Below are 26205 nucleotides of genomic sequence, written 5' to 3'. Positions count from 1 at the left end.
GCCTTCAGATCGCGCAGCCGTCAGGGCCGCACATCGGCGGCGTCGCATCGGCGCTTGCCGTGGGCGGCGCCTGCGATGGCCCGACGAACTCGGCCAGCTTCGCTTCCCACTCCTCCGCGCGGCCCAGCCAGGGGCCGATGTCGACGCGCCCCGCATTGCCATCGGCCTGCGTCAGCACGAAAGTCGGAAAGCCTTGGCCGCCCGCGCGTTGCAGCAACTGGCGGCTCTCGGCGATGTGCTTCGCGGTCGCTTCGCCCGAAAGCTGTTTGAACGAAGCAGCGAAAGCATCGGCATCGAAGCCGAGTTCGACGGCCAGCGCCGCGATCACATCCGCATCGGCGATGCGGCGGCCTTCGACATAGTGCGCGTGCTGCAGGCGATGCGCCATGTCCAGCCCGCCACCCGCGCGCAGCTCCTCGGCTGCGAGGACCGCAGTGGTCGGCGGTTCGGAGTCCATCACCGCGCCCGTGTCGCGCAGCAGCCCTTCGAAGTAGCCTTCGCCGAACGGCTGGCCGGTGAGTTCGGCGATGCGCCGGTCGTGCGGCATCACGTAGTCGCGCCATTGCGGCGTGATCGGGCGCCGGTTGGCGCCGGTCATCATGCCGCCGCCGTGGAACTCGACCTTCAGGCCCGGCACGCCGCGCGCCGCTTCGACCAGCGGCGCGGCGGCATAGCACCAGCCGCACAGCGGATCGAAGATGTAGTGCAGCGTGACGGCGTTCGCGGCGTCGTTCACTGCGGCCATTTCATTTCTCCCTTGATGACCTTGGCGCCCAACTCGAGCGACGAGGCGTCTTCCAGCTTCGGGTAGCGCTTCTTCATCGCGGCGATGAGCGCGGCCGAGTCCTTGGCCTTGTTCGCTTCCACCTCGAAGGCCTTCAGGTAGTCGCGCGTGAACTTCACCGAAGCGACGGTGTACGGCGCCGAGCCGTTGGCGTTCGGCAGGTAGTGGCCGGGCACCACGGTCTTGGGGTGCAGGGTTTCGATGCGGTTCAGCGTCTTGATCCAGTCGCGGCGCGATTGGGGCGTTTGCGTGTCGGCCACCCACACATGGATGTTGGCCGACACCGGAATGCCGCCGACCACCGCCTTGAGCGAGGGAATCCACGCGAAGCTGCGTTCGGGCGTGGGGCCGTCGAGCCCGACGATCTGGATCTTGCGGCCTTCCAGCGTCAGGCTGTCGCCGGCCAGCGGCTCTGGCACGACCAACGCCTTGGGTGCGTTGTCCTTGAGGATCGGGCCCCAGTGCGCGAGCTTGCCGTCCTTCGAGGCTTGAATGGCGGCCACGGTCTGCGGCGTGGCGACGATCTTCGCGTCGGGGAAGGCGGCCTGGATCACGTCGAGGCCGAAGTAGTAGTCGGGGTCGCTGTGGCTGATGTAGACCGTGGTCAGCTTCTTGCCGCTGGCCTTGATCTTCTGCACCAGCGCCTCGGCGTCGTTGCGCTGGAACTGCGCGTCGATCAGCACGGCGTCGGTCTGGCCGGTGACCAGCTCGGACGACACCGGGAACATCGACTTGGCGCCGGGGTTGTACACGTCGAGCTTGAGCGGCTCGGCGGCCTGGGCGGCCAGCGGGGCGAGGCTCAGCGTGGCGGCGAGGGCAGCGGCGGAAAGAAGGGCTCTGCGGAACAACATGATGGTCTTTCGTTGGAAGGTGGAATGCGTGACAGCGTCGATGAGTCCCGAATGTTAGGTTGCGGGAAACGAAATAAAAACCCGCTTCATCGCAACGGATAGTTTCTCTTTTCGGACGAATCAGGGAGCCAAAGGTGCATCGGTCGCGCGACGTTCGAGGTGCGCGACCAGCAACCGCGCCGAGGGCGAAAGCGTTGCTTCATCGCGAAAGCAGATCGCGAACCGGCGCCGCGCCCAGGCATCGGTGAGCGGCATCAGCCGCAGGCCGTAGGCGTCGGTGAAGGGCCGCGCCACTTCCGCCGGCACCACGCTGATCGCCAGCCCGGCCCGCACCACGCGCAGTGCCGCGTCGAAGTTGGACACCAGCACGCGGTGCACCATCGGCTTGCCTGCCACCGCCGCCTCGCGCGCCAGCATCAGTTGCACGGCGCTCAGCGCGGGCATGCCGACGAATTCATGGTCGAGCACCTGCTCGAAGCGCACGTGGCCGTGTTGCGCCACCGGGTGCGAGGGGTGCGCGACGATGGCCAGGTGGTCGGTGCGGTAGCCGCGCGACTCCAGCCCGTCGAGGTCGGCGGCGTCCCAGCACAGGCCGATCGACGCGCTGCCTTCGCGGATGCCGCGCACGATCTCCGGGCTCACGCGCTCTTCCATGTCGACGCGGATGTTGCGGTGCGCCGGGTCCTGCAGGAAGTCGGCAACGTCTTCGGCCAGCGACTCGGCCATCACCGAGGCCGAGGCCAGGATGCGCACATGCCCGCGCGCGCCGCCGGCATAGGCCGCCATGTCGCGCTCGATGCGGTTGGCGCTGCCGAGCATGGCGCGGGCGTGCTCCAGCAGTGTTTCGCCGGCCGGCGTCGGCACCACGCCGCGGCGCCTGCGCAGCAGCAGGGGCGTGCCGACCGTTTCTTCGAGCAGCGCCAGACGCTTGCTGATCGCCGAGCCGACGATGCTGGCCTGCTCGCCGGCGCGCGCGATGCTGCGCGTTTCGCAGACGGAGACGAACAGGCGAAGGGTGATCAGGTCGAGGTCTCTCATGCGCGTCCGGTGGGTGGATGTGGTGTTCCATTTTGGAACTGATCGGCTTCCAAAATCTACCTTCTGAATCTGATGGGAAATCCTAATATCGGCGGCAAATCACCCACGGAGACAGTCTTTTGATCGAAGCTTTTGGGGCGCCTGCCACGCATGCCTTCTTGCCGCCGCGCGCGGTTGTTCGTGAAGTGGGGCTGCGCGATGGCCTCCAGAGCATTGCGCGCGTGCTGCCCACGGCGCACAAGCGCGAATGGATTCGCGCCGCGCATGCGGCGGGGCAGCGCGAGATCGAAGTCGGCTCCTTCGTGCCCGCCCACCTGCTGCCTCAACTGGCGGACACGGCCGAATTGCTGGCGTATGCGAAGACGCTGCCGGGGCTTTTCGCGTCGGTGCTGGTGCCCAACCTGAAGGGCGCATTGCGGGCCATCGAGGGCGAGGCCGACCTGATGGTCGTGCCGCTGTCGGCTAGCCACGCGCACAGCCTTGCCAACCTGCGCAAGACGCCCGACGAGGTGGTGGCCGAGGTCGGCCGCATCCGGGCCGCGCGCGATGCGGCGGGCTCGAAGACGTTGATCGAAGGCGGCGTCGGCACCGCCTTCGGCTGCACGATCCAGGGCCATGTCGCGTTCGACGAGGCGTTGCGGCTGATGCAGGCGCTGCTCGATGCGGGCGCCGATCGTGTCAGCCTTGCCGACACCGTCGGCTATGCCGATCCCGCGATGGTTCGCAGCCTGTTCGAGCGCGCGTTGCGCATCGCGGGCGACCGGCTCTGGTGCGGCCATTTCCACGACACGCGCGGGCTGGGGCTCGCCAATGTCTATGCCGCGCTGGAGGTCGGCATCACGCGCTTCGATGCCTGCCTGGCCGGCATCGGCGGCTGCCCGCATGCGCCCGGTGCCAGCGGCAATGTCGACACGGAAGACCTGGTCTTCATGCTCGAAAGCATGGGCGTCGCGACCGGCGTCGACTTGCCCCGGCTGCTCGAGTTGCGCCAGCGCGTGGCCGGTTGGCTGGACGGCGAAACCCTGCAGGGCACCGTGTGGCGAGCGGGCTTCCCGAAGACCTTCGTGCCCACGGCCGGAGTGTCGGCATGAGCGCGGCGCCGACCGAAGAAAGACGCCTGCCGCTCACCGGCATCCGCGTGGTCGAGTTCACCCACATGGTCATGGGCCCGACCTGCGGCATGGTGCTGGCGGACCTGGGGGCGGAAGTCATCAAGGTCGAGCCGATCGAGGGCGACCGCACGCGGCACCTGCTGGGCGCGGGCGCGGGTTTCTTTCCGATGTTCAACCGCAACAAGAAGAGCATTGCACTCGACCTGCGCAACCCGCAGGGGCTCGAAGCGGCGCTTCGCCTGTGCGCCACCGCCGACGTGGTGGCGCAGAACTTCCGGCCCGGCACCATGGACAAGTACGGCCTGGGCTATGCCGCGCTCGGCAAGCTCAACCCGCGCCTGGTGTACGTGAACCACACGGGCTTCCTGCCCGGCCCGTATGAGCATCGCACCGCGCTCGACGAGGTGGTGCAGATGATGGGGGGCTTGGCCTACATGACCGGCCGCCCGGGCGATCCGCTGCGCGCGGGCACCAGCGTGAACGACATCATGGGCGGCATGTTCGGCGCCATCGGCGCCATTGCCGCGCTGATGCAGCGCGCCGAGACGGGCAGGGGGCAGGAGGTGCAATCGGCGCTGTTCGAGAACAACGTGTTCCTGGTCGGCCAGCACATGATGCAGTACGCCATCACCGGGCAGGCGGCGGCGCCGATGCCCGAGCGCATCTCGGCCTGGGCGCTGTACGACGTGTTCACCGTGAAAGACGGCGAGCAGATTTTCCTGGCTGCGGTGAGCGACGCGCAGTGGAAGGTGTTCTGCGACGCGCTGGGCTTCAATGATCTGAAGACCGATGCAGCCCTGAGCACCAACAACGACCGGGTGCGCCTGCGGCCCACGCTGCTGGCGGACCTGCGGCTGCGGCTGGCCGACCGCTCGGCGGCAGAGCTGTCCGCCATCTTCGAGGCGCACGGCTTGCCCTTTGCGCCGATCACCCGGCCCGAGGACCTGTACGACGATCCGCACCTGAAGGCCACCGGCGGGCTGGCGGACATCCGCCTGCCGGACGGCGAGCGCGCCGGCCAGATGGCGCAGACGACCCTGTTCCCGATCACGCTCGACGGGCAGCGCCTTGGCGTGCGCCTGAATCCGCCGACGCTGGGCGAGCACACCCGCGAGCTGCTGGCCGAGCTTGGCTATGGCGACGCGCAGGTGGACGCGCTGCACGTCGATGCGGCCGTGGGCTGAGCGCAGAGATTCTTCAAAACCATAAAGAGAGACAACACCATGACCCGGATTCTTCCCATGATGAACCGCCGTGCCGCCCTGGGTTTCGGCGCAGTAGCCGCCGCGCTGGCGGCATGTCCCGCGCTTGCGCAGGGCTCCGACAAACCCATCCGATTCATCCTGCCGATCAGCGCAGGCTCGGGTGTCGACACCATCGTGCGCGCCGCATCCGTCGCACTCGGCAAATCCTTCGGCCAGCCGGTGGTCATCGAGAACCTGCCCGGCGCGGGCGGCATCACCGGCGCTTCTGTCGTCGTCAAGGCGGCACCGGACGGGCTCACGCTGGGCATGGTGTCGAACAACCATGTCATCAACCCGAGCGTGTTCAAGAAGATGCCCTTCGACGCCATCAACGACATCACGCCGATCAGCGTGGTGGGCGCGACGCCGCTGGTGCTGGTGGCCAACCCGAAGCTGCCCGCGAAGAACGTGCAGGAGCTGATCGCGCTGCTGCGCGCGAAGCCGGGTGCCTACAACTACGCCTCGTCGGGCAACGGCACCATCCTGCACCTGGCCGACGAGATGTTCATGGACGAGGCCGGTGTGAAGGCGCGGCACATTCCGTACAAGGGCACCGGGCCGATGATGACCGACATGATCGGCGGGCAGGTCGAGATGGGGGTGATCGCGCTGCCGGCGGTGCAGCAGCACATCAAGAGCGGGGCGCTGCGCGCCATCGGCCTGTGCGGTGCGGTGCGCTCGCCGGCCGTGCCGGACATCCCGACCATCGCGGAGCAGGGGCTGCCGAACTATGCGGTCGAAGGCTGGTTCGCGGTGATCGGGCCGCCGAAGATGCAGGCAGCCGACGTGCAGCGCGTCCACGACGCGGTGGTCGCGGCCTTCACCAGTGCCGACGTGCGCGAGGCGATGGACAGGCAGGGCAACATCATCAAGCCCACGTCGCCCGAGCAGGCGGCGGCGTATTTCCGCAGCGAGGCGGCGCGGTATGCGGCGCTGGTGAAGAAGGCGAACGTCGTTCTGGAATGAAGCGCTTTGCTCCTTCCCCTTCCGGGGGAAGGCGGGGATGGGGGCAAGCGGCCTTCGATAAGGCGCTGTGTCGTCGTGCAGGTTGTCGTGCCCCTCACCCCTTCCCCGGAAGGGGTGGGGAAATGCACGAAGGGCCTGAATGCCTACGCCGGCCCAACGGCGCGGTAGAGCGCCCGCACGAAATCCGACTGCGTGATCATCCCGGCGAGGCGCTTCTCGCTGTCGATGATCGGAATATGGTGATGCCCACCCTCGGAGAACAGCGGCACCAGGTCGACCACCGGCCGGTCGGCGCTGGCCACGCGCACCTGGCGCGTCATGATCTGGCCGACCACTTCGGGCTTGTTCGACATCACCGTGCGGGTGGCGCGGATCAGGTCGCGCAGCTTGCCGGCGATGCCTTCGTGGTGCTGCAGGTCGAGCTGCCGGAAGAAGTCGGCCTGCGTGACGATGCCGACCACGCGGCGCGTGCGGTCGGTGACGGGCAGGGCCTTGATGCGGCGTTCGTGCATGAGCGCCCACGCCTCCTGCAGCGGCGTGCCGAACTCCACGGAGATCGGCGTGGGCGACATGATGTCCGCGCAGCTCAGCGTGCCCAGGCGCCGCTTGTACGACTCGAGTTCGGTCTCCCGGATCAGCGATTCGAGGTCGTCGCGGCTGATGTCCAGCACCTGGTTGTAGCGGCTCAGCACCGCGTCGATGTCGGCCTGGCTGAAGCGGGCGTCGGCGGCTGGCGGGCGCGCCACCTGCACATGCGGATAGCGCCGGCCGGTGAGTGAGTTGTAGGCCACGCCCACGAGCACCAGCAACACCGAGTTCGTGAGGAAGGGGAACAGCGCCGACGAGAAATGCGTCGTGTGCGTCAGCACCGCGAGCAGCGCCGCCGCGCCGCCGGGCGGATGCAGGCAGCGCGCCGCGAACATCAGGCCGATGGCGCCGCCGACCGCAACGGCGGCGGCCCAGGCCGGGTCAGGTATCCAATTTGCGCAGGCAATGCCGACCAGCGCCGACAGCGTGTTGCCACCGATGACCGACCAGGGCTGGGCCAGCGGGCTGGCGGGCACCGCGAACACCAGCACGGCGCTGGCGCCCAGCGGTGCGATCAGCCAGACGGCGTTGTGACCCATCGCACCGGCGATCCAGCGGCACAGCAGCGCGGTGACCAGCAGGCCGAGTGCCGCGCCGCCCACGGCGCGCAGGCGCTCGCGGGCATCGACGGTCGTGCGGCCCGGCAGCCAGGCACGCGCGTAGTTCAGGAATGAGGAACCGAGGCGGCGCATCGAACCCGTGCCTTCCGCCGCTTCAGCCTTCTGTGGCCACCCGGCGCCCGATGTCGGGCCAGCGACCGTGCAGCCAGACCCAGGCGACCAGGCCGATGACGAGCATGCCCATGGAAGTCAGCGCGAGCGCGAGCGTCGAATGCATCACCAGCGGCGCGATCGCGCCGGCCACCACGCCGTTGGCGGTGGAGCCGATCACGGCCTGCAGCGACGAGGCCATGCCGCGCCGCTCGGGGTGCAGGTCGAGCACCAGCAGCGTGACCACCGGCACCATCAGCGCCCAGCCGAAGGCGAACACCGCGAGCGGCCACAGCGCCCACGCCACGTGCGCGTGGAAGAAGGTGTTGGCCACCACGTTGACCACCGAGGTCACCAGCATGATGAGAAAGCCGTCGCGTATCTGCCGCTTGGGCGCCACCTTGCCGGCCATGCGCCCGCTGGCGCGCGCGCCGAGCATGATGCCGCCGATGGTCAGCAGGAAGAACCAGAAGAACTGTTGGGGTTGCAGCGCGAGGTGGTCGCCCAGGAAGGCCGGTGCGGCCAGCACGTAGAGAAACATGCCGTTGAAGGGCACGCCGCTGGCGAAGGCCAGCAGCAGGAAGCGCGGGTCGGAGCACAGCTCGCGGTAGCCGCGCATCAGGTGGCCCACCTGGAACGGCTGGCGATGGTCCTTGTGCAGCGTCTCCGGCAGCAGCTTGTAGTTGGCAACGAACAGCACCACGCCCACCGCCACCAGGAACCAGAAAATCGCATGCCAGCCCGCATGCACGAACAGGAAGCCGCCCACGATGGGCGCGATGGCCGGTGCAACGCCGAAATAGATCGTGACCTGGCTCATCACGCGTTGCGCTTCGGCCGGCGGGAACATGTCGCGGATCACTGCGCGCGAGACCACGATGCCGGCGCCGGTCGACAGGCCCTGCAGGCCACGGAACAGCACCAGTTGCGTGATGTTCTGCGACAGCGCACAGCCCAGCGAGGCCAGCGTGAACACCGCCAGCCCCCACAGCACCACCGGCCGGCGGCCGAAGCTGTCCGACAGCGCGCCGTGGAACAGGTTCATGAACGCGAAGCCGAACAGGTAGGCCGACAGCGTCTGCTGCATCTCGGCCGGCGTCGCGCCGATGGAGCGCGCGATGCCCGAGAACGCCGGGATGTAGGTGTCGATGGAAAAGGGCCCGAGCATGCCCAGCACCGCGAGCAACACGGCAAGCGCCCAGCGCGGGGCTTGCCAGAGCTTGTCTGCATCGGGATTCATGAGGTCTTGCGCTCCATTGTTTTTATCTTCGAGGCCCAAAAAGAAAGCGCCCTTGCGGGCGCCTCCTCGTCAGAGAAATACCGGGAGACCGGCTTAGAGCGTATCAATAAAGCTGCGCAGTTTGTCCGAACGCGACGGATGCTTGAGCTTGCGCAGCGCCTTTGCTTCGATCTGGCGGATGCGTTCGCGGGTCACGTCGAACTGCTTGCCGACTTCTTCCAGCGTGTGGTCGGTCGACATTTCGATGCCGAAGCGCATGCGCAGCACCTTGGCTTCGCGCGGGGTGAGCGAGTCCAGGATGTCCTTGACCACGTCACGCAGGCCAGCCTGCATCGCGGCTTCGATAGGCGCCGTGTTGCTGCTGTCCTCGATGAAGTCGCCCAGGTGCGAATCGTCGTCGTCGCCGATCGGCGTTTCCATGGAGATCGGCTCTTTCGCGATCTTCATGATCTTGCGGATCTTGTCTTCAGGAATCTCCATCTTCGCGGCCAGGATGCCGGCGTCGGGCTCGAAGCCGAACTCCTGCAGATGCTGGCGCGAAATGCGGTTCATCTTGTTGATGGTTTCGATCATGTGCACCGGGATGCGGATGGTGCGCGCCTGGTCGGCGATCGAGCGCGTGATGGCCTGGCGGATCCACCACGTGGCGTAGGTCGAGAACTTGTAGCCGCGACGGTATTCGAACTTGTCGACCGCCTTCATCAGGCCGATGTTGCCTTCCTGGATCAGGTCCAGGAACTGCAGGCCGCGGTTGGTGTACTTCTTTGCGATGGAGATCACGAGGCGCAGGTTGGCCTCGATCATTTCCTTCTTGGCGTCACGCGAAGACGATTCGCCTTCGTTCATGCGCTTGTTGATGTCCTTGAGCTGGGTCAGCGGCACCACCACGCGCGACTGGATGTCGGTGAGGCGCTGCTGCAGTTCCTGCACTGGCGGAATGTTGCGCGCGAGCACGGCGCTCCAGGGCTTGCCGGCGGCGGCCTGCTTTTCGACCCACTTCAGGTTCAGCAGGTTCGACGCGATGCGGTTGCCGTTCTTGTCGTAGCCGCTGAAGTCGCGGATGAACTCGTCCTGCGGGAAGCCGCACTTGTCCACGATGATGCGGCGCAGTTCGCGCTCTTTCTTGCGAACGTCGTCGACCTGCGTGCGCACCAGGTCGCACAGCTTCTCGATGGTCTTGGCCGTGAAGCGGATGGTCATCAGCTCTTCGGACAGGGACTCCTGGGTCTTGGTGTACGCGGGCGTGCCGTAGCCTTCCTTGTCGTAGATCTTGTGGACCTTCTCGAACATGCCGGCGATGCGGTCGAAACGCTCGAGCGCTTCGCGCTTGAGTTCTTCGAGCTTCTTGGTCAGGGCCTTGGAGCCGCCCTTGCCGTCGTCGTCGTCTTCTTCGTCGAATTCGTCGAAGTCTTCTTCGGCCACGTAGTCGTCGGCCTCGTTGGGGTTCGAGAAGCCGTCGACGATGGTCGAGATGACGACCTTGCCCTCACGAATCGTTGCGGCCATCTCGAGGATCGCGGCGATGGTGGCGGGGGAGGCCGAAATGGCTTCCATCATGGCCATCAGGCCGCCTTCGATGCGCTTGGCGATTTCAATTTCGCCTTCGCGGGTCAGCAGCTCGACCGTGCCCATTTCGCGCATGTACATGCGCACGGGGTCGGTGGTGCGGCCGAATTCGCTGTCCACCGTGGACAGGGCTGCTTCGGCTTCTTCCTCGGCTTCTTCCACCGTGGTGGCGGTGGGCGCGGTGTTGTTCAGCAACAGGGTTTCGGCGTCGGGCGTCTGCTCGTACACCGCCACGCCCATGTCGTTGAGCATGGTGACCACGACTTCCATGGTCTCGGCGTCGACCAGCTTGTCGGGCAAGTGGTCGGAGATTTCGCCGTGCGTGAGGTAGCCGCGGGTCTTGCCCAGCGTGATCAGGGTCTTCAGGCGCGAGCGGCGCTTGGCCAGGTCTTCTTCGGAGAGCACGGTCTCGTCGAGGCCGAACTCCTTCATCAAGGCGCGTTCCTTCGCCTTGCTGATCTTCATGCGCAGCGGCTTGACCTTCTCTTCGGTGGTCGTTGCAGCCGCCGGCTCGTCGCCGGCCAGGTCTTCTTCGATGTCCGACAGATCGACGTCGCTCTCGGGAGCGTCATTGCCGGCCTTGGGCTTGCGGCCGCGCTTGGCGCCGGTGGCGGGCGCGGCTGCGCCGGCGGCCTTGGGCGGGCGGCCGACTTTCTTGGCGGCGGGGGCGGCAGCAACCGTCTTGGCGGCAGCTTTTTTGGGATCGTCGAGAGAGGTCGATTTCGTGGGCACGGTTTTCACTTTCGTTGCGGCTGCCGCTTTGGACGCGGCGGCACCCGTCTTAGTTGCTGGCTTCACGCCGGCTTTCAACGGTTTTTCTGTTGCGGGCTTGGTGGCGACGCTTTTGGCAAGTGAAATGGCAGGCTTCTTTGAACTGGGCATACGACCTCGTTACGGCAAGAAAAGACAAGCGGGATCACAGGCGCGTCATCCTTTGGACAACGCCACCACAGCCCGTGCACAGGCACGGACAAAACAATTGGGAAAGAGGAAGTAATTCCTCAACAGGCAAGATGTCGGGCGAACATTTGGTATGCAGTCCTTGCGGTTATTGACCCTTTCCGCCGGAATTTACCGTTGGAGTGCGTTGCGCTAGGGGTCGGCCCGGAGGTGCTGCTGTCGCTCTTGCCTGGATTTCGCCAGTTGCAAAGCCCTACATTATAGCGTGTTGCGGAAATTTCAAGCAGTTTCTGTACCGGACGGACGCAAGCGGTTACGCAATTCGAGCCGCCGCGCCTCGAGCGCCTTGTAGCGCTCCAGGGCCTTGGGGTCTTTACCAACGGCGGCGATGGCCTCGCTCTGCTGGGCCTTGAGGCGGTCGTCCAGCATGAAATCGAGCACGCTGGTGAGCTCCTTGGCGGCATCGGCCAGATGCTGCTCTTCCTCGCCTTCGGGAACGGGGCCGGCTTCGGAGATGTTCATCAGCCGCTCGGCCAGCGCCTCGAAATCCAGCCCGCGCATGCCTTCGCGCAGCGCCGCCCAGGGCTGGATGCCATGCTCGTGCAACTGGCTGTCGAGCCAGGTGAACAGCGCGCCGTGCGAGCCGGGCAGGTCGCACAGCATCAGATGGAGTTCGTGCGAGAGCGCATCCCATTGCGCCATGTTCGACAGCAGCAGTCGCACCGCCACGTCGGGCCGGCTCGGCGGCTTGCCACGGCCGCGCAGCGGTTCGATGGGTTCTTCGAACTTTCCGCCCCAGCGCTTGCCCTTGCCTTTGACGAACTTGCGCGGCGCGCTGTTGCTTTCGTAGCTCGGGGGCTCGTACTCCTGCGGCGGAGGCATGTCCGGGTAGTAGTCGTCGCCACCGCCCTGGCTGGGTTCGCTGTGGCGCGGCTGCTGTTGTGCGGGTGCCGCCACCTTGCGCGGGCCGGGCGTGGAGGCCCAGAGTTCCGACAGCGCCGGCGCATCGAGCTGCACCATGGTCGCGATCTCGCTCAGCAACTGGCGCTTGAGCGCGCCGTCGGGCATGGCGCCCCAGAGCGGGCGCACGTTGCTGGTCATGTGCGCGCGGCCTTCAGCGGTGGTCAGGTCGCAGCCTTCGCGGGCGGCTTCGAGCATGAAGCGCGACAGCGGCGTGGCCTCGGTCACGAAACGCGCGAAGGCCTCGGCGCCGTGTTCGCGGATGAAGCTGTCGGGGTCGTGCTCGGCGGGCAGGAACAGGAACTTGATGCTGCGCACGTCGGTCGCATAGGGCAGGGCGCCATCGAGCGCCTTGCGGGCAGCGCGACGGCCGGCGGCGTCGCCGTCGAAGCTGAACACCACCGATTCAGTGAAGCGGAAGAGCTTTTGCACATGCTCCGTCGTGCAGGCCGTGCCGAGCGTGGCCACCGCGTTCGGAAAGCCGAGCTGGGCGAGGGCGACCACGTCCATGTAGCCCTCGGTCACCAGCGCATAGCCACGGTCGCGGAAAGCGGAACGGGCTTCGTACAAGCCGTAAAGCTCCCGGCCCTTGCTGAACACGGGCGTTTCGGGCGAATTCAGGTACTTGGGCTTCTCGTCGCCGAGCACGCGCCCGCCGAAGCCGATGCATTCGCCCTTGACGTTGCGGATCGGGAACATCACACGGTCGCGGAAGCGGTCGTAGCGCTTGGCTTCGCTCTCGCTGAGCTGGCCTTCCTCGTTGTTGACGATCACCAGCCCGCTTTCGGCGAGCAGCGGATCGTCGTAGTCGGGGAACACGCTGGCCAGCGCGCGCCAGCCGGCCGGCGCATAGCCGATGCCGAACTGCTTGGCCACTTCGCCCGAGACGCCGCGGCCCTTCAGGTATTCGATGGCGCCGGGCGCCTGCCGCAGATGCTTGCGGTAGGCGTCGCCGGCCTTTTCGAGCACGTCGCTCAGCGTGGCCTGCTTCTGGCGCTGGCTGGCGGCGCGGGCGCGTTCGGCGGGCGAGGCGTCGTCCTCGGGCACCTGCAGGCCGTACTGGCCGGCGAGGTCGTGCACCGCCTCGACGAAGCCCATGCCCGCGTGCTCCATCAGAAAGCCGATGGCGTTGCCATGCACCCCGCAGCCGAAGCAGTGATAGAACTGCTTCGTCGGGCTGACGGAGAAGGAAGGCGATTTCTCGCCGTGGAACGGGCACAGGCCCATGAAGTTGGCGCCGGCCTTCTTGAGCGGCACATAGCGGCCGACGATTTCGACCACATCGGCGCGCGCGATGAGTTCCTGGATGAATGAAGCGGGGATGGTCATGTAGGCGAAGAGCGGCAAATCATACGCAAGCGGCGGAACGCCCATGGCCCGACGGCATACTGGCCGTGACCGGAATTCACGAATGAAGACGCCCAAACCCCTGCAACACGCCGCGCCGATGCTGCGCCACCCGCTCCGATTTGCCTGGGATGCGCTCAAGGAATTTCGCGCCAACCAGGGGCTGCTGCTCGCGGGAGCGGTGGCGTACTACGCGCTGCTGTCGATCGTGCCGCTGCTGATCGTGAGCGTGATCGCGCTGTCGCACGTCATCGAGCAGGCCGAGCTGCTGCGCACCATCGGCCGGTATCTCGAATGGCTGCTGCCGGGACAATCGAAGGCCATCGTGGCCGAGTTGTCGAGCTTTCTGGACCATCGCGACGTGCTGGGGCCGGTGCTGCTGGTGACGATGATCTTTTTCAGCTCGCTGGCCTTCAGCGTGCTCGAAAGTGCGATGGCGGTGATCTTTCATCACCGCAAGGCGGATCACAAACGCCACTTCCTGGTGTCGGTGGCCATGCCCTACATCTACATCCTGTGCCTGTGCGTGGGGCTGCTGCTGGTCACGCTGGTGTCGGGCGCGCTGCAACTGGTGGGGCGGGAGAGTGTCGACCTGCTGGGCCGAAGCTGGTCGCTGTCGGGCATTTCGGGTCTGTTGCTCTACCTGCTGGGGCTGGGTGGCGAGATCTTCATGCTGACCTCGCTCTACCTCGTGATGCCGGCGGGCCGGATGTCACTGCGCCACGCATTGCTGGGCGGCATCACGGCCGCGCTGCTGTGGGAGGCCACGCGGCGCGTGCTGATCTGGTATTTCTCGACGCTGTCGCAGGTCAACGTGGTCTACGGCTCGCTCACCACGGCCATCGTGGTGCTGCTGAGCCTGGAGATCGCCGCCACGCTCGTGCTGCTCGGGGCCCAGGTGATCGCGCAGTACGAGCGCCTGGACCGCACCGGCAGCACCAAGCCGCCGCAGCAACCCGCTGTCAGCGGGGAGGCAGCCGGATCGCTCCGTCGAGACGGATGACTTCGCCGTTGAGCATGTCGTTCTCGATGATGTGCTTGGCGAGCTTGGCGTAATCCTCGGGCGTGCCCAGGCGCGAAGGGAAGGGCACGCTGGCGGCCAGCGCGTCCTGCACTTCCTGTGGCATGCCGAAAAGCATGGGCGTGCCGAAGATGCCGGGGGCGATGGTCATGTTGCGGATGCCATTGCGCGCGAGGTCGCGGGCGATGGGCAGCGTCATGCCGACCACGCCGCCCTTCGAGGCGCTGTAGGCGGCCTGGCCGATCTGGCCGTCGTAGGCCGCGACCGAGGCGGTCGAGATCAGCACGCCGCGTTCGCCGGTGGCTTCGGGCTCGTTCTTGCTCATCGCGTCGGCGGCGAGGCGGATCATGTTGAAGCTGCCGATCAGGTTGACCGTGACGGTCTTGCTGAACACGGCCAGTGCGTGCGGGCCGTTCTTGCCCACGGTCTTCTCGGCCGGGGCGATGCCGGCGCAGTTGATCAGGCCCGCGAGCTTGCCGAGCTTCTGCGCGGCGGCGACTGCCGCCTGGCCATCGGCCTCCTGACTCACGTCGCACTTGACGAACACGCCGCCGATGTCGCGGGCAACGGCTTCGCCCTTTTCAGCCTGCATGTCGGCGATCACCACCTTGCCGCCGTTCGCGGCCAGCATGCGCGCCGCGCCTTCGCCGAGGCCCGAAGCGCCACCGGTCACGATAAAAACCTTGCCGTCGATCTGCATTGAAAGTCTCCTAGATGAGCCCCGCATTATCGAAGACGCGAGGCAAAGGCCAGGAACACCGAGGAACCGGCTTTGCCGGGCCTCTGGTGTTGCCCCCGGTAGGGGGTTGGAGAAGCGACACGAAGTGCGCGCAGCCTGGGGGTGAGCAACAAGTGAGCAAAAAAAAGGCCTCATCCGAAGATGAGGCCCTGAATTGGATCCGTGAGGACCCAAGGAGACAACTGGTGGTGGTCGGCAGCTTAGCGCTTGCGCGAAGCGGTCGCGGTCTTTGCGGCGGCAACGGCTTGCGTCGACACGGCATTGAAGTTGGCTTCGGCGACGTCCGATGCTTGCTTGACGGCCTTTTGAACCGATTCGAAAGCGTTGTTGGCGGCAGCCACGGCGCTCTTCAGGACGGCAACGGCGGTTTCCGAACCGGCGGGTGCGTTCTTGGAAGCGCTGTCGACGAGGCCGACGAAGGCTTGCTGGGCTTCAGAGGCCTTGGCTTCGAAAGCCTTGGAGAACTCGGCGCCGGTGCCTTGGGCGATGTCGTACAGGTGACGGCTGTAGGCAGCGGTCTTTTCGGCCAGGGGCTGGAACAGGCTGGCTTGCAGCGTCAGCAGTTCTTGCGCGTCCTTGACGCTCAGGGCAGCCTGGGCGGTGCCAGCGGCTTCAGCCAGGGCGGCCTTGGAAGCGGTCACGTTCAGTTCGACGAGCTTCTCGACGCCTTCGAAAGCCTTGGTGGTCAGGCCGAACAGGGTTTCGAGGTTTGCTTTTTGAGCGGCGAGGATTTGGTCAGCGGTCAGGGCCATGTGAGATCTCCAGAAGGGATGATTGAGTGGTCGGTTCACGTTGCGCTGCCTCGTCGTTCATGTTGCGGTGCAGCATGGCCTCAAGTATAGGCAGCTGAGTTTGGCGAGCAAGGGGTTTTTGTTGCTCTGCAGCAATCTAGAGGCCGCTTTCTAAATCGGACCCGCATCGCAGAATGCGGGCATGCGTGCCTTCTATTCCGGCCAGTTCGTGCTGCCCCTGCCGCCCGGTCACCGCTTCCCCATGTCGCGCTATGCCTTGCTGCGCGATCGCCTGCTTGAACAGTTGCCGGCCATCGACATCGATCAGGCGCCGCGAGCCACCGACGGCGAACTCGCACTGGTGCACACGCCCCAGTGGATCGCTTCCATCAGCGACGGCAGCGTCAGCCCGCAGGCGATGCGCGAGATCGGCTTCCCTTGGAGTGAGGCGATGGTCGAGCGCTCGCGCCGCTCCACCGGCGCCACCATCGCGGCCTGCCGCGCGGCCTTCTCCGGCGGCGTGTCCGCCAACATGGCGGGCGGCACCCACCATGCCTACGCCGACAAGGGCAGCGGATTCTGTGTCTTCAACGACGCCGCGGTGGCCGCGCGCCTGATGCAGGCGGAGCGCGGCCACACGGGTGAGCCGCTCAAGGTTGCCGTGATCGACCTCGACGTGCACCAGGGCAACGGCACGGCCAGCATCTTTCGCGACGACCCCAGCGTGTTCACGCTGTCGATGCACGGCCAGAAGAACTTTCCCTTCCGCAAGGAGGCGAGCGACCTCGACGTCGAGTTGCCCGACGGCTGCGGCGATGCCGACTACCTCGCCGCACTCGAACACGCCCTCGACGAGCTGGACCGCCGCTTTTCCCCCGGCCTCGTGATCTACCTCGCAGGCGCTGACCCCTTCGAGCGCGACCGGCTCGGCCGCCTCAAGCTGAGCTTCGATGGCCTGGAGGCGCGCGACCGCCGCGTGTTCGACTGGGCCTGGCAGCGCCGCCTGCCGCTCGCCTTTGCCATGGCCGGTGGCTACGCCAGCGACATCGCCGAGACCGTGCAGGTACAGGTCGGCACCTTCAAGGTGGCCTTCGAGTACTGGCACCGCTGGCAAAATGCCGCGCGATGAGCACCGCCACCAAACCCACGCCGCACCACCGAAACAGCTACCGCGCGTTCCGAAGCATCCCGACGCGCTGGGCCGACAACGACATGTACGGCCATGTCAACAACGTCGTCTACTACAGCTGGTTCGACACGGCGGTGAATGCCCTGCTCATCGAGCGCGGCGCGCTCGACATTCACGAGGGACAGACCATCGGCTTCGTGGTCGAGACGCAGTGCAACTACTTCGCGCCGATCGCCTTCCCGCAGACGGTGGAAGCGGGCATTCGCGTGGCCCAGGCCGGGCGGTCGAGCGTGCGCTATGAAATCGCGCTCTTCGCTGAAGGGGCCGAGACCGCAGCCGCGCAGGGCCACTTCGTGCACGTCTATGTGGACCGCGTCACGCATCGGCCGGTGCAGTTGCCCGAGGCCTTGCAGCAAGTCATCGACTCTTTGAAGGTCTGACCCAGTAAAAGCGGCGCCCGAGGGCGCCGCTGTCTTTTGTCATCGGGCCAAGCCGAGGCGATTACTTCTTCATTGCCTTGATGTCGGCCTTGCCTTGTGCTTCATCAGCCTTGGCCTGCTTCACGCAAGCGTCCTTGGCAGCGCCGCTCTGGTCGTCGCACTTTTCCTTCGCGACTTCGTAGTTGGCCTTCACCTTTTCTTCAGCCACCTTGCGGGCATGGCTGTCGCTCGACTGGTATTGCTGCTCCAGCTCTGCCTTGGCGACGTCTTCCTTGCCCTTGGCGTCCTTCTGGCAGACGTCCTTGGCGTTGTCCTTCAGCGTGTCGCACTGCGCCTTCGCGACCTTGTAGTCGGCCTCGATCTTTTCCTTGGCCACCTTGTATTCGTCCTTGGTCATCGCGCTGGCTTGCGTGGCGACGAAGCAGGTGGAGGCGAGGGCGAGCATGAGCAGATGTTTCTTCATTGGAGTTTTTCCTTCGAGGTGATTGAAATTGGGGGTACGAGGCGGTCGAGGCGACCGACCTGGATCAGGACTTTTCGAACCAGAGTGCGTCGGGCGTGCGGCCGTCGCGGCCTTCCCAGTCCTTGACCTGCTTTTCGGCTTCGTCGCGGCTGATGCCGTGGCGTTCCTGGATGCGGCCGAGCAACTGGTCGCGCTTGCCGGCGATGACGTCGAAGTCGTCGTCCGTCAGCTTGCCCCATTGCTCCTTGACCTTGCCCTTGAGCTGCTTCCAGTTGCCTTCAATGGTGTCCTTGTTCATGCGAATCTCCTTTGAGCGGTTGATTCGGCGGCTGTATCTGCCGCCGTGAAATCAATGTCGCAAGCCAGATTCACCCTCACGGTAGGACGTGCTGGGCAGGCCCCGTAGGCAGAGGCCGACGCGTCCCGTGATAATCGATGCGACGCCGAAAGTTTGAGACACCGCATCGCACTGCATCGCGTACAGCACCATGATCATTCACAGCCTGCTCGACACCGACCTCTACAAGTTCACGATGATGCAGGTCGTTCTGCATCACTTCCCGGGCGCCCGGGTCGAGTACCGCTTCAAGTGCCGCAACCCCGGCGTCGACCTGGCGCAGTTCGCGGGCCAGATCCGCGACGAGGTGCGCAGCCTGTGCTCGCTGCAGTTCCGCGATGCCGAGCTGGCCTACCTGCGGTCGATGCGCTTCATCAAGAGCGACTTCGTCGACTTCCTCGGGCTCTTCAGGCTCAACGAGAAGTACATCAACATCATTCCCCAGCCCTCGGGCGAGCTCGAGATCCGCATCAAGGGTCCGTGGCTGCACACCATCCTGTTCGAGATCCCGGTGCTGGCCATCGTCAACGAGGTCTACTTCCGCAACACGCAGAAGAAGCCCGATTTCGAGGAGGGCCGCCGCCGGCTCGAAACCAAGATCGCGCAGTTGCAGGATGCCGGCCTGTCCGACCTGAAGATCGCCGACTACGGCACGCGTCGCCGCTTCTCCAAGGACTGGCACGAAGAGGTCCTGCGCACCCTGAACGCCCGGCTGGGTGCCGTGACCTCGCCGCCGGCGCAGTCCTCGCCCGGCGCGCGTCTGCCGCAGCTTGCGGGCACCAGCAACGTGCTGTACGCCATGAAGCTGGGCCTGATCCCACTGGGCACCATGGCCCACGAATATCTGCAGGCCTGCCAGGCGCTCGGCCCGCGGTTGCGCGACAGTCAGATCTTCGGCTTCGAGAGCTGGGCGCGCGAATACCGCGGCGACCTGGGCATCGCGCTGTCCGACGTGTACGGCATGAGCGCCTTCCTGCGCGACTTCGACCTGTATTTCTGCAAGCTCTTCGACGGAGCCCGTCACGACAGCGGCGACCCCTTCCAGTGGGGCGAACGCATGCTGGCGCACTACATCGCCAACCGGGTCGATCCGCTCACCAAGACGCTGATCTTCAGCGACGGCCTGACGGTGCCGCGCACCATCGAGCTGTACCAGCAGTTCCGTGGCCGTTGCCAGCTGGCGTTCGGCATCGGCACCAACCTCACCAACGACCTGGGATACGAGCCGCTGCAGATCGTCATCAAGATGATCCACTGCAACGACCAGCCGGTGGCCAAGCTGTCGGACACGCCGTCCAAGAACATGTGCGACGACGAAAAATACCTGGCCTACCTGCGCCAGGTGTTCGAGATCGAACAGCCGGCCGCCTGACCTCGGTCTGGTACGGTACGGCACCCATGAACAAGACCTTTCGACTGACGGCAGCCGCGGTGCTGCCCATGCTCTTTCCCGCCCTGGCCTCCGCGGCCGACTTCGACGGTGCCCGACTCTCGCCGCTGTGGGGCGTGCCCTTCGCCGGCATCCTGCTGTCGATCGCGCTGATGCCGCTGCTCACGCCGGCGTTCTGGCATCACCACTACGGCAAGATATCGGCGGCCTGGGCACTGGCCTTCCTGGTGCCCTTCGCGGCGACCTATGGTGTGGGGCTGGCGGGCGTGCAGCTCGTGCATGCGCTGCTGGCCGAGTACATCCCGTTCATCATCCTTCTGACGGCGCTGTTCACGGTTGCGGGCGGTATCCATATCCGCGGCAACCTGCGTGGCGCGCCCGGCCTCAACACGGCGATCCTGGCGATCGGCGCGGTGCTCGCGAGCTTCATGGGCACCACGGGTGCCTCGATGCTGCTGATCCGCCCGCTGATTCGCGCCAACGACAACCGCCTGCGCAAGGTGCATGTCGTCGTCTTCTTCATCTTCATCGTCTCGAACGCGGGCGGTGCGCTCACGCCGCTGGGCGACCCGCCGCTGTTCCTGGGCTTCCTGAAGGGCGTGGGCTTCTTCTGGACCGCGCAGAACATCCTGTTTGAAACGCTCTTCATCCTCGCGGTGCTGCTCGCGCTGTTCTATGTCATCGACCGCCACTTCTATCTGAAGGACGGCGTGTTGCCGGTCGATCCGACGCCCGATACCCGGCGCCTTGGCTTCGACGGCGCCGCCAACTTCTGGCTGCTGGGCGCCGTGGTGGCGCTGGTGCTGCTCAGCGGTTTCTGGAAATCGCCGGTGCAGTTCAACGTGTTCGGCACCGAGGTCGGCCTGCCCGGGCTGGTGCGCGACGTGGGGCTGGCGCTGATCGCGGTCATTTCCTTCAAGCTCACCTCGCCCAAGGTGCACGCCGACAACCAGTTCGAGTGGGGCCCGATGGCCGAAGTGGCCAAGCTGTTCGCGGGCATCTTCCTGACCATCATCCCGGTGATCGCGATGCTCAAGGCCGGCACGCAGGGCCCGTTCGGTGCCATCGTCTCGGCTGTGACGCGCGCCGACGGCCAGCCCGACCCGGTGATGTACTTCTGGGTCACGGGCGTGCTCAGTTCGTTCCTGGACAACGCGCCGACCTACCTGGTGTTCTTCAACACGGCGGGCGGCGACCCGGTCGCGCTGATGACCACCTACGCCAGCACGCTGGCCGCCATCTCGGCGGGCGCCGTGTTCATGGGCGCGAACACCTACATCGGCAACGCGCCCAACCTCATGGTCAAGGCCATTGCAGAGAGCCGCGGCGTTCGCATGCCCAGCTTCTTCGGCTACATGGTGTGGTCCGTGGCCATCCTGGTTCCGCTGTTCGTCATTTCCACCTTCATCTTTTTCCGTTGAGCGCAGAGACAACATCATGAGCAAGCCCAAGATCCTGATCGCACGCGCGATCTTTCCCGAGACCATCGAGCGTCTCTCGCAGCATTTCGAGATCGAGTCGAACCAGGCCGATGAAAGCTGGAGCAAGGAACAACTGATCGCAAAGCTGCAGGGCAAGCAGGGCGCCTTCACCACCGGCAGCGAGCGCATCGATGCCGCGCTACTCGACGCCTGCCCCGACCTGAAGATCTGCGCCAACATGGCGGTGGGCTACAACAACTTCGACGTCGATGCCATGGCCGCGCACGGCGTGCTCGGCACCAATGCGCCTGATGTGCTGACCGAGACCACGGCCGACTTCGGCTTTGCGCTGCTCATGGCCACGGCGCGCCGCATCACCGAGAGCGAACACTTCCTGCGCGCGGGCAAGTGGCAGAAGTGGAGCTTTGACATGTTCGCGGGCTCCGACATCCACGGCTCGACGCTCGGCATCATCGGCATGGGCCGAATCGGGCAGGGCATTGCCAAGCGTGGTGCGCATGGCTTCGGCATGAAGGTGGTCTATCACAACCGTTCGCGGCTCGATGCGACGCTGGAGGCCGAATGCAAGGCCGCCTACGTGAGCAAGGAGGAGCTGCTCAAGACCGCCGACCATGTGGTGCTTGTCGTGCCGTACTCGCCGGCTTCGCACCACACCATCGGCGCGGCCGAAATCGCGCTGATGAAGCCGACCGCCACGCTGATCAACATCGCGCGCGGCGGCATCGTCGACGACGCGGCATTGGCTGTGGCATTGCGCGAGAAGCGCATCGCCGCGGCGGGCCTGGACGTGTTCGAGGGCGAGCCCAAGGTGCACCCCGACCTGCTGACCGTGCCGAACGTGGTGCTGACGCCGCACATCGCCAGCGCCACCGTGCCCACGCGCCGCGCCATGGCCGACCTTGCGGCCGACAACCTGATCGCCTGGTTCAGCGGCAAGGGCCCGCTGACGCCCGTCACGCCCGTGCCGCCAGCCCACAAGTAAAACAGGCACCGACACTGCGACCTTGGACTCCTCCCTGATTCTTCTCTTGCTGGCTGCACTCGCAGCCGTGCAGCTGGTGCTGGTGATCTGGCTGCTCGCACGCCGACAGCCCCAGCCCGACCACAGCGACATGCTGCGTGTGCTGGCCGCCATGGGCTCGGCCAACGAGCGCACCGAGCGCGAGCTGCGCCGCGAAATCGGGGACAACTCGCGCGGCGCGCGGCAAGAAACCGCGCAGGCCTTCGCCACCTTCCAGCAGTCGCTGGTGCAGCAGGGCGCCGAGGCCACGCGCACCCAGAATGCGCAGCTTGATGCCTTCGCGCTGCAATTGGCCTCGCTACAGAAAACGCTGGCAGACACGCTCAACACCCAACTGCAGGGCCTGAGCGAGTCGAACGCGCGGCGCCTGTCCGAAGTGCGCGCGACCATGGAAACCCAGCTCGCGCAGTTGCAGCAGACCAATGCCGCCAAGCTCGACGAGATGCGCAAGACCGTCGACGAGAAGCTGCAGAGCACGCTGGAGACGCGCCTTGGCGAGAGCTTCAAGCAGGTGGCCGACCGGCTCGAACAGGTGCACAAGGGCCTGGGCGAGATGCAGACGCTGGCAGTCGGTGTCGGCAGCCTGCAGCGCGTGCTGACCAACGTGAAGACGCGCGGCGTGTTCGGCGAAGTGCAGCTCGAAGCCTTGCTCGAACAGGTGCTCACGCCCGACCAGTACGCCAAGCAGATCGAGACCAAGCCGCGCAGCGGCCAGCGTGTCGACTTCGCGATCCGCTTTCCGGGGCGCGGCGAAGAAGGGGCACCCGTGTGGCTGCCCATCGACGCCAAGTTCCCGCGCGACGACTACGAGCGCCTGATCGACGCCCACGAGCGCGCCGATGCCGCCGGCGCCGAACTGGCGGCCAAGGCGCTCGAGGCACGCATTCGCACCGAAGCCAAGTCCATCGCCGACAACTACCTCGCGGCGCCGCACACCACCGACTTCGCGATCCTGTTCCTGCCCGTCGAAAGTCTCTACGCCGAGGTGCTGCGCCGCCCCGGCCTGATGGACGCCATCCAGCGCCAGCACCGCGTGACGCTGGCCGGCCCGACCACCTTGCTCGCCATGCTCAACAGCCTGCACATGGGCTTTCGCACGTTGGCGCTGGAGCAGCAGGCCTCCGAGGTGTGGAAGGTGCTGGGCGCGGTCAAGACCGAGTTCGAGCGCTATGGCGAATGGGTTGCGCGCATCAAGGAGCAGGTGGCCAAGGCCTCCGACACGCTCGACAAGGCCGACACGCGCGCCAAGCAGATGCGCCTGGCGCTGCGCAAGGTCGAGGCATTGCCCGAAGCACAGGCGCAGGTGCTGCTGCCTCCAACAGCCGACAGCGAGGGCGACGACATCCCGTGAAAGGTTCCGAACTGCTGCGCGTCATCGGCGCCCAGGTTTGCCTGCATGCCACCATGGCGGGCATGCGACTCGCAACGCCGCTGCTGGCGCTGCAACAAGGCTACAGCGCAGCGGCGGTCGGTGTGCTGATCTCGCTGTTCGCGCTGACCCAGGTGTTCCTGGCGTTGCCCGCGGGGCGCTTCGCCGATCGGCATGGATTCAAGCGGCCGCTGTGGCTGTCGGTGATTGCGGCAGTCGTTGGCGCGGGACTGGTGGCGGTGTTCCCCGTGTTTCCGGTGATGTGCCTCTCGGCGCTGCTGACCGGGGGCGCCACTGGCGCGACCGTGATCGCTTTGCAGCGGCATGTGGGCCGGTCCGCCCATGACGCGACGCAGCTCAAGCGCGTGTTCAGTTGGCTCGCCATCGCGCCGGCCGCGGCCAACTTCGTCGGCCCCTTCCTGGCCGGCATGCTGATCGACCACGCCGGCCGCGCACCGGCGGACATGCTGGCCTTTCGCATCTGCTTCGTGGTGATGGCAGCGCTGCCGCTCGTTTGCTGGATGCTGGCGCGCGGTGCCGATGAGCCGCCGCGCGCTCCGCCCGTCGTGGGGGCTGTGCAGACGCGTGCCTGGGACCTGCTGCGCGAGCCCATGTTCCGGCGCCTGCTGTTCGTGAACTGGCTGCAGTCGTCGAGCTGGGACGTGCATGCCTTCGTGCTGCCTGTGCTGGGGCACGAGCGGGGCATCAGCGCGTCGGTGATCGGCTCGATCCTCGGCGCCTTCGCCGTCGCGGCGGCGGTCATTCGCGTGGTGCTGCCCTTGATCGCATCGCGTGCATCGGAGCGCAGCGTGATCCTGAGTTCAACGATCGTCACCGCGCTGATGTTCGCGATCTATCCGCTGCTCGATTCGGCCTGGACCATGGGCCTGTGCTCGGTGATGCTCGGCTTCGCGCTGGGCGCGGTGCAGCCGATGGTGATGAGCATGCTCCACCAGATCACGCCGCACACGCGGCACGGCGAGGCGCTGGGCCTGCGGCTCATGACCATCAACGCATCGAGCGTCGCGATGCCGATGCTGTTCGGCTCGCTCGGCGCGCTGATCGGCATAGCCGGCGTGTTCTGGGTGGTGGGCGGTGTACTCGCCTTGGGCGCGCGCGCTACCTGGGGTTTGAAGGTCTGACATGACGAGCGCGTGAAATCCATGCGGCAAATAAGATCAATTCTCATTTGATTGACAATTAACTGACTCGAAGTCAGTATTGGCGCCTTCCTCAATGACTTGAAGGCGTCCATGGACTCCCACATTCAGGCGGCGGCCGACCCGCGCCGTCGCCTCGCGCTCGTGGCGGCGGTGTATCTCGGCAGCTTCATCGCCACGCTCGACGTGAGCATCGTCAACGTCGCGCTGCCCACGCTGCAGCGCGCGCTGTCCACCGACCTGGCCGGGCTGCAGTGGGTGATCGACATCTACGCGCTGTGCCTCTCGGCTTTCATGCTCTCGGCCGGGCCGCTCGGTGACCGCTATGGCCGCAAGCGCGCCTGGCTGACGGGCGTGGTGGTGTTCACCATCGGCTCCGCGATGTGCGCGATGGCCGGCAGCCTGTTCACCTTGCTGGTCGGGCGGGCAGTGCAGGGCGCGGCCGGCGCCTTGATGATTCCGGGCGCGCTGTCGCTGCTGGCGCATGCGTTTCCGGAGCCCGCGAGCCGGGCGCGGGTGATCGGCGGCTGGTCGTCGTTCACCGCGTTGTCGCTGATCCTGGGGCCGATGCTGGGCGGGCTGCTGGTGGACCACGCGGGCTGGCAGAGCATCTTCCTCATCAACCTGCCGATCGGCCTGCTGACCGTGGGGCTCGGGCTCTGGGGCATCCGGGAAACCTCGCACCCCGAACATGCGGCGCTCGATCCGGTGGGGCAGGTGCTCAGCGTGCTGTGGCTCGGCGCATTGACCTACGGCCTGATCGCGGCGGGCGAGTACGGCTGGGGCTCGACACCCGCTGCAAGCGCGCTGGTCGCCGCCGTCATCGGACTCGCGCTGTTCCTGATGGTGGAAGCGCGCGTCGAGCGGCCCCTGCTGCCGCTCGCGCTGTTCCGCGATGCCCGCTTCTCGGTGACCAACTTCGCGTCGTTCGTGCTCGGGTTCTCGACGTACGCGAGCCTGTTCTTCTTCTCGCTGTTCCTGCAGCAGGTGCAGGGCTGGTCGGCCAGCGACACCGGCTGGCGCCTGGTGCCGCAGTTCGTTGCAACCGGCATCGTGGCCTCGCAGTTCGGTCGCCTCGCGCGGCGCTACGAGGTGCACACGCTGATGGTGGCGGGCTACGGGCTCATCGGCACCTCGATGCTGCTGCTGGCCCTGTTCTCGGCAGACACGCCCTACGCACCGCTCGCGATCCTGTTCGTGTTTCTCGGTGCGGGCGCGGGCCTTGCGGTGCCGGCCACGAGCACGGCCGTGATGGCCTCCGTGCCCGCGCAGCGCTCGGGCATGGCCTCGGCCACCATGAATGCGCTGCGCCAGGCCGGCATGCTGATCGGCATTGCACTGCTCGGCACGCTGATGAGCACGCGCGCCACTTCGCTGCTCGCCGATGCGCTGGAGCATGCCGGGCTGCGCGATGCGCAACGCGCGGCCGTGGCGGCCATCTCGCGGCACGACCTGGGCGTGCTGGCTTCGCTCGACGCGGGCACGGCACACGAGCTTGTGACCGGCGCGCTCGCCGGCGGCTTCCATGTTGCGATGGCCTGCGCCGGGTTGGCGGGCTTGCTGGCAGCGGGGCTGCTCCTGAGCGTCAGGCCGCGCGCCGCGGCCTTGCCCGTTCGCGCCTGAGTCCGTCTTCCCATGCCCGCTGCATTTGTACCGA

At 66.3% G+C, this 26205-nt stretch carries 23 protein-coding genes and 1 pseudogene; 13 read left to right on the top strand and 11 right to left on the bottom strand.

From position 1 onward, the window contains the following. Positions 1 to 4: 4 nt before the first annotated feature. The 3 genes and pseudogenes from ACSFB7_RS36895 to ACSFB7_RS36885 all read right to left on the bottom strand — a co-directional run bounded on the left by ACSFB7_RS36895 (position 5) and on the right by ACSFB7_RS36885 (position 2673). Complete coding sequence (locus ACSFB7_RS36895; RefSeq protein WP_435477292.1) at positions 5 to 745, bottom strand: DsbA family protein; 741 nt, start codon at positions 743 to 745, stop codon at positions 5 to 7. Beyond that, positions 739 to 1632, bottom strand: a pseudogene (locus ACSFB7_RS36890) (MBL fold metallo-hydrolase); the annotation flags it as partial. The gene ACSFB7_RS36895 and the pseudogene ACSFB7_RS36890, both read right to left, overlap by 7 nt. Positions 1633 to 1755: 123 nt before the next feature. Further along, on the bottom strand, positions 1756 to 2673 hold the full coding sequence (locus tag ACSFB7_RS36885) for a LysR substrate-binding domain-containing protein (RefSeq protein WP_435477291.1): 918 nt from the start codon (positions 2671 to 2673) through the stop codon (positions 1756 to 1758). Between the two features lie 122 nt (positions 2674 to 2795). Here ACSFB7_RS36885 and ACSFB7_RS36880 point away from each other — a divergent pair, with 122 nt between their 5' ends. The 3 genes from ACSFB7_RS36880 to ACSFB7_RS36870 are packed head-to-tail and all read left to right on the top strand — an operon-like array spanning position 2796 to position 5995. Then, the gene (locus tag ACSFB7_RS36880) at positions 2796 to 3764 is read left to right on the top strand and encodes a hydroxymethylglutaryl-CoA lyase (protein WP_435477305.1); all 969 of its coding nucleotides are present in this window, start codon (positions 2796 to 2798) and stop codon (positions 3762 to 3764) included. After that, positions 3761 to 4969 carry a CaiB/BaiF CoA transferase family protein gene (locus ACSFB7_RS36875; RefSeq protein ID WP_435477290.1) on the top strand — a complete coding sequence of 403 codons (1209 nt, stop codon included), beginning with the start codon at positions 3761 to 3763 and terminating at the stop codon, positions 4967 to 4969. Before ACSFB7_RS36880 ends, ACSFB7_RS36875 begins: the two co-directional genes overlap by 4 nt. A 39-nt stretch (positions 4970 to 5008) precedes the next feature. After that, positions 5009 to 5995, top strand: a complete 987-nt coding sequence (locus tag ACSFB7_RS36870; protein WP_435477289.1) for a tripartite tricarboxylate transporter substrate binding protein — start codon at positions 5009 to 5011, stop codon at positions 5993 to 5995. A gap of 143 nt (positions 5996 to 6138) precedes the next feature. Here ACSFB7_RS36870 and ACSFB7_RS36865 read toward each other — a convergent pair whose 3' ends face one another. From ACSFB7_RS36865 to rpoD, 3 genes are all read right to left on the bottom strand, one after another. After that, the gene (locus ACSFB7_RS36865; RefSeq protein WP_435477288.1) at positions 6139 to 7275 is read right to left on the bottom strand and encodes an HPP family protein; all 1137 of its coding nucleotides are present in this window, start codon (positions 7273 to 7275) and stop codon (positions 6139 to 6141) included. 22 nt (positions 7276 to 7297) lie between these two features. Next, on the bottom strand, positions 7298 to 8533 hold the full coding sequence (locus ACSFB7_RS36860; RefSeq protein WP_435477287.1) for a multidrug effflux MFS transporter: 1236 nt from the start codon (positions 8531 to 8533) through the stop codon (positions 7298 to 7300). 93 nt (positions 8534 to 8626) lie between these two features. Next, positions 8627 to 10831 (bottom strand): RNA polymerase sigma factor RpoD, encoded by a 2205-nt coding sequence (gene rpoD, locus ACSFB7_RS36855; RefSeq protein WP_435477286.1) that lies wholly within the window; start codon positions 10829 to 10831, stop codon positions 8627 to 8629. On the opposite strand from rpoD, the gene ACSFB7_RS36850 reads away from it, so the two are divergent. Then, positions 10824 to 11096: a hypothetical protein gene (locus ACSFB7_RS36850; RefSeq protein ID WP_435477285.1), complete on the top strand. Its 273-nt coding sequence runs from the start codon at positions 10824 to 10826 to the stop codon at positions 11094 to 11096. The genes rpoD and ACSFB7_RS36850 overlap by 8 nt on opposite strands. A gap of 182 nt (positions 11097 to 11278) precedes the next feature. On the opposite strand, the gene dnaG is transcribed toward ACSFB7_RS36850, so the two are convergent. Next, positions 11279 to 13288 carry a DNA primase gene (gene dnaG, locus ACSFB7_RS36845; protein ID WP_435477284.1) on the bottom strand — a complete coding sequence of 670 codons (2010 nt, stop codon included), beginning with the start codon at positions 13286 to 13288 and terminating at the stop codon, positions 11279 to 11281. An 82-nt stretch (positions 13289 to 13370) separates the two neighbouring features. On the opposite strand from dnaG, the gene ACSFB7_RS36840 reads away from it, so the two are divergent. After that, on the top strand, positions 13371 to 14309 hold the full coding sequence (locus ACSFB7_RS36840) for a YihY/virulence factor BrkB family protein (RefSeq protein WP_435477283.1): 939 nt from the start codon (positions 13371 to 13373) through the stop codon (positions 14307 to 14309). Here the strand turns inward: ACSFB7_RS36840 and ACSFB7_RS36835 are convergent. Next, on the bottom strand, positions 14269 to 15027 hold the full coding sequence (locus tag ACSFB7_RS36835) for a 3-hydroxyacyl-CoA dehydrogenase (protein ID WP_187108859.1): 759 nt from the start codon (positions 15025 to 15027) through the stop codon (positions 14269 to 14271). The genes ACSFB7_RS36840 and ACSFB7_RS36835 overlap by 41 nt on opposite strands. Before the next feature lie 239 nt (positions 15028 to 15266). Beyond that, positions 15267 to 15818: a phasin family protein gene (locus ACSFB7_RS36830; RefSeq protein WP_124463945.1), complete on the bottom strand. Its 552-nt coding sequence runs from the start codon at positions 15816 to 15818 to the stop codon at positions 15267 to 15269. Positions 15819 to 15999: 181 nt separating this feature from the next. Between ACSFB7_RS36830 and ACSFB7_RS36825 the strand changes: the two genes are divergently transcribed. Next, complete coding sequence (locus ACSFB7_RS36825) at positions 16000 to 16926, top strand: histone deacetylase family protein (RefSeq protein WP_435477282.1); 927 nt, start codon at positions 16000 to 16002, stop codon at positions 16924 to 16926. Then, positions 16923 to 17366: an acyl-CoA thioesterase gene (locus ACSFB7_RS36820; RefSeq protein WP_435477281.1), complete on the top strand. Its 444-nt coding sequence runs from the start codon at positions 16923 to 16925 to the stop codon at positions 17364 to 17366. Before ACSFB7_RS36825 ends, ACSFB7_RS36820 begins: the two co-directional genes overlap by 4 nt. A gap of 61 nt (positions 17367 to 17427) precedes the next feature. Here the strand turns inward: ACSFB7_RS36820 and ACSFB7_RS36815 are convergent, their stop codons facing one another. Next, positions 17428 to 17829, bottom strand: a complete 402-nt coding sequence (locus ACSFB7_RS36815; protein WP_435477280.1) for a hypothetical protein — start codon at positions 17827 to 17829, stop codon at positions 17428 to 17430. Between the two features lie 64 nt (positions 17830 to 17893). Continuing rightward, positions 17894 to 18127 (bottom strand): CsbD family protein, encoded by a 234-nt coding sequence (locus ACSFB7_RS36810; protein ID WP_187108863.1) that lies wholly within the window; start codon positions 18125 to 18127, stop codon positions 17894 to 17896. Positions 18128 to 18317: 190 nt separating this feature from the next. Between ACSFB7_RS36810 and pncB the strand changes: the two genes are divergently transcribed. From pncB to ACSFB7_RS36780, 6 genes are all read left to right on the top strand, one after another. Further along, entirely contained in the window at positions 18318 to 19538 is a 1221-nt protein-coding gene (gene pncB / locus ACSFB7_RS36805) for a nicotinate phosphoribosyltransferase (protein ID WP_435477279.1), read from the top strand. Between the two features lie 26 nt (positions 19539 to 19564). Beyond that, positions 19565 to 20977, top strand: a complete 1413-nt coding sequence (locus ACSFB7_RS36800) for a sodium:proton antiporter (protein ID WP_435477278.1) — start codon at positions 19565 to 19567, stop codon at positions 20975 to 20977. A 16-nt stretch (positions 20978 to 20993) separates the two neighbouring features. Then, the gene (locus ACSFB7_RS36795) at positions 20994 to 21980 is read left to right on the top strand and encodes a 2-hydroxyacid dehydrogenase (RefSeq protein WP_435477277.1); all 987 of its coding nucleotides are present in this window, start codon (positions 20994 to 20996) and stop codon (positions 21978 to 21980) included. A gap of 22 nt (positions 21981 to 22002) precedes the next feature. Further along, positions 22003 to 23370, top strand: a complete 1368-nt coding sequence (locus ACSFB7_RS36790; protein WP_435477276.1) for a DNA recombination protein RmuC — start codon at positions 22003 to 22005, stop codon at positions 23368 to 23370. Beyond that, the gene (locus tag ACSFB7_RS36785; protein WP_435477275.1) at positions 23367 to 24530 is read left to right on the top strand and encodes an MFS transporter; all 1164 of its coding nucleotides are present in this window, start codon (positions 23367 to 23369) and stop codon (positions 24528 to 24530) included. The genes ACSFB7_RS36790 and ACSFB7_RS36785 overlap by 4 nt, the downstream gene beginning before the upstream one ends. A gap of 111 nt (positions 24531 to 24641) precedes the next feature. Beyond that, complete coding sequence (locus ACSFB7_RS36780; RefSeq protein ID WP_435477274.1) at positions 24642 to 26171, top strand: DHA2 family efflux MFS transporter permease subunit; 1530 nt, start codon at positions 24642 to 24644, stop codon at positions 26169 to 26171. Positions 26172 to 26205 lie beyond the last annotated feature (34 nt).

This window comes from Variovorax raffinosi (genome assembly GCF_051216615.1).
In the GTDB taxonomy this organism is placed as follows: domain Bacteria; phylum Pseudomonadota; class Gammaproteobacteria; order Burkholderiales; family Burkholderiaceae_C; genus Variovorax.
The sequence above is the reverse complement of the archived record's forward strand: the minus strand, read 5'-3'. Positions and strand labels throughout refer to the sequence as shown.

What these genes read in the sequence shown, in the direction of transcription:
- ACSFB7_RS36895 (WP_435477292.1), bottom strand. Translation starts at nt 745, where the DNA reads ATGGCCGCAGTGAACGACGCCGCGAACGCCGTCACGCTGCACTACATC.
- ACSFB7_RS36885 (WP_435477291.1), bottom strand. Translation starts at nt 2,673, where the DNA reads ATGAGAGACCTCGACCTGATCACCCTTCGCCTGTTCGTCTCCGTCTGC.
- ACSFB7_RS36875 (WP_435477290.1), top strand. Translation starts at nt 3,761, where the DNA reads ATGAGCGCGGCGCCGACCGAAGAAAGACGCCTGCCGCTCACCGGCATC.
- ACSFB7_RS36870 (WP_435477289.1), top strand. Translation starts at nt 5,009, where the DNA reads ATGACCCGGATTCTTCCCATGATGAACCGCCGTGCCGCCCTGGGTTTC.
- ACSFB7_RS36865 (WP_435477288.1), bottom strand. Translation starts at nt 7,275, where the DNA reads ATGCGCCGCCTCGGTTCCTCATTCCTGAACTACGCGCGTGCCTGGCTG.
- ACSFB7_RS36860 (WP_435477287.1), bottom strand. Translation starts at nt 8,533, where the DNA reads ATGAATCCCGATGCAGACAAGCTCTGGCAAGCCCCGCGCTGGGCGCTT.
- dnaG (WP_435477284.1), bottom strand. Translation starts at nt 13,288, where the DNA reads ATGACCATCCCCGCTTCATTCATCCAGGAACTCATCGCGCGCGCCGAT.
- ACSFB7_RS36840 (WP_435477283.1), top strand. Translation starts at nt 13,371, where the DNA reads ATGAAGACGCCCAAACCCCTGCAACACGCCGCGCCGATGCTGCGCCAC.
- ACSFB7_RS36835 (WP_187108859.1), bottom strand. Translation starts at nt 15,027, where the DNA reads ATGCAGATCGACGGCAAGGTTTTTATCGTGACCGGTGGCGCTTCGGGC.
- ACSFB7_RS36830 (WP_124463945.1), bottom strand. Translation starts at nt 15,818, where the DNA reads ATGGCCCTGACCGCTGACCAAATCCTCGCCGCTCAAAAAGCAAACCTC.
- ACSFB7_RS36825 (WP_435477282.1), top strand. Translation starts at nt 16,000, where the DNA reads ATGCGTGCCTTCTATTCCGGCCAGTTCGTGCTGCCCCTGCCGCCCGGT.
- ACSFB7_RS36820 (WP_435477281.1), top strand. Translation starts at nt 16,923, where the DNA reads ATGAGCACCGCCACCAAACCCACGCCGCACCACCGAAACAGCTACCGC.
- ACSFB7_RS36815 (WP_435477280.1), bottom strand. Translation starts at nt 17,829, where the DNA reads ATGAAGAAACATCTGCTCATGCTCGCCCTCGCCTCCACCTGCTTCGTC.
- ACSFB7_RS36810 (WP_187108863.1), bottom strand. Translation starts at nt 18,127, where the DNA reads ATGAACAAGGACACCATTGAAGGCAACTGGAAGCAGCTCAAGGGCAAG.
- pncB (WP_435477279.1), top strand. Translation starts at nt 18,318, where the DNA reads ATGATCATTCACAGCCTGCTCGACACCGACCTCTACAAGTTCACGATG.
- ACSFB7_RS36800 (WP_435477278.1), top strand. Translation starts at nt 19,565, where the DNA reads ATGAACAAGACCTTTCGACTGACGGCAGCCGCGGTGCTGCCCATGCTC.
- ACSFB7_RS36795 (WP_435477277.1), top strand. Translation starts at nt 20,994, where the DNA reads ATGAGCAAGCCCAAGATCCTGATCGCACGCGCGATCTTTCCCGAGACC.
- ACSFB7_RS36780 (WP_435477274.1), top strand. Translation starts at nt 24,642, where the DNA reads ATGGACTCCCACATTCAGGCGGCGGCCGACCCGCGCCGTCGCCTCGCG.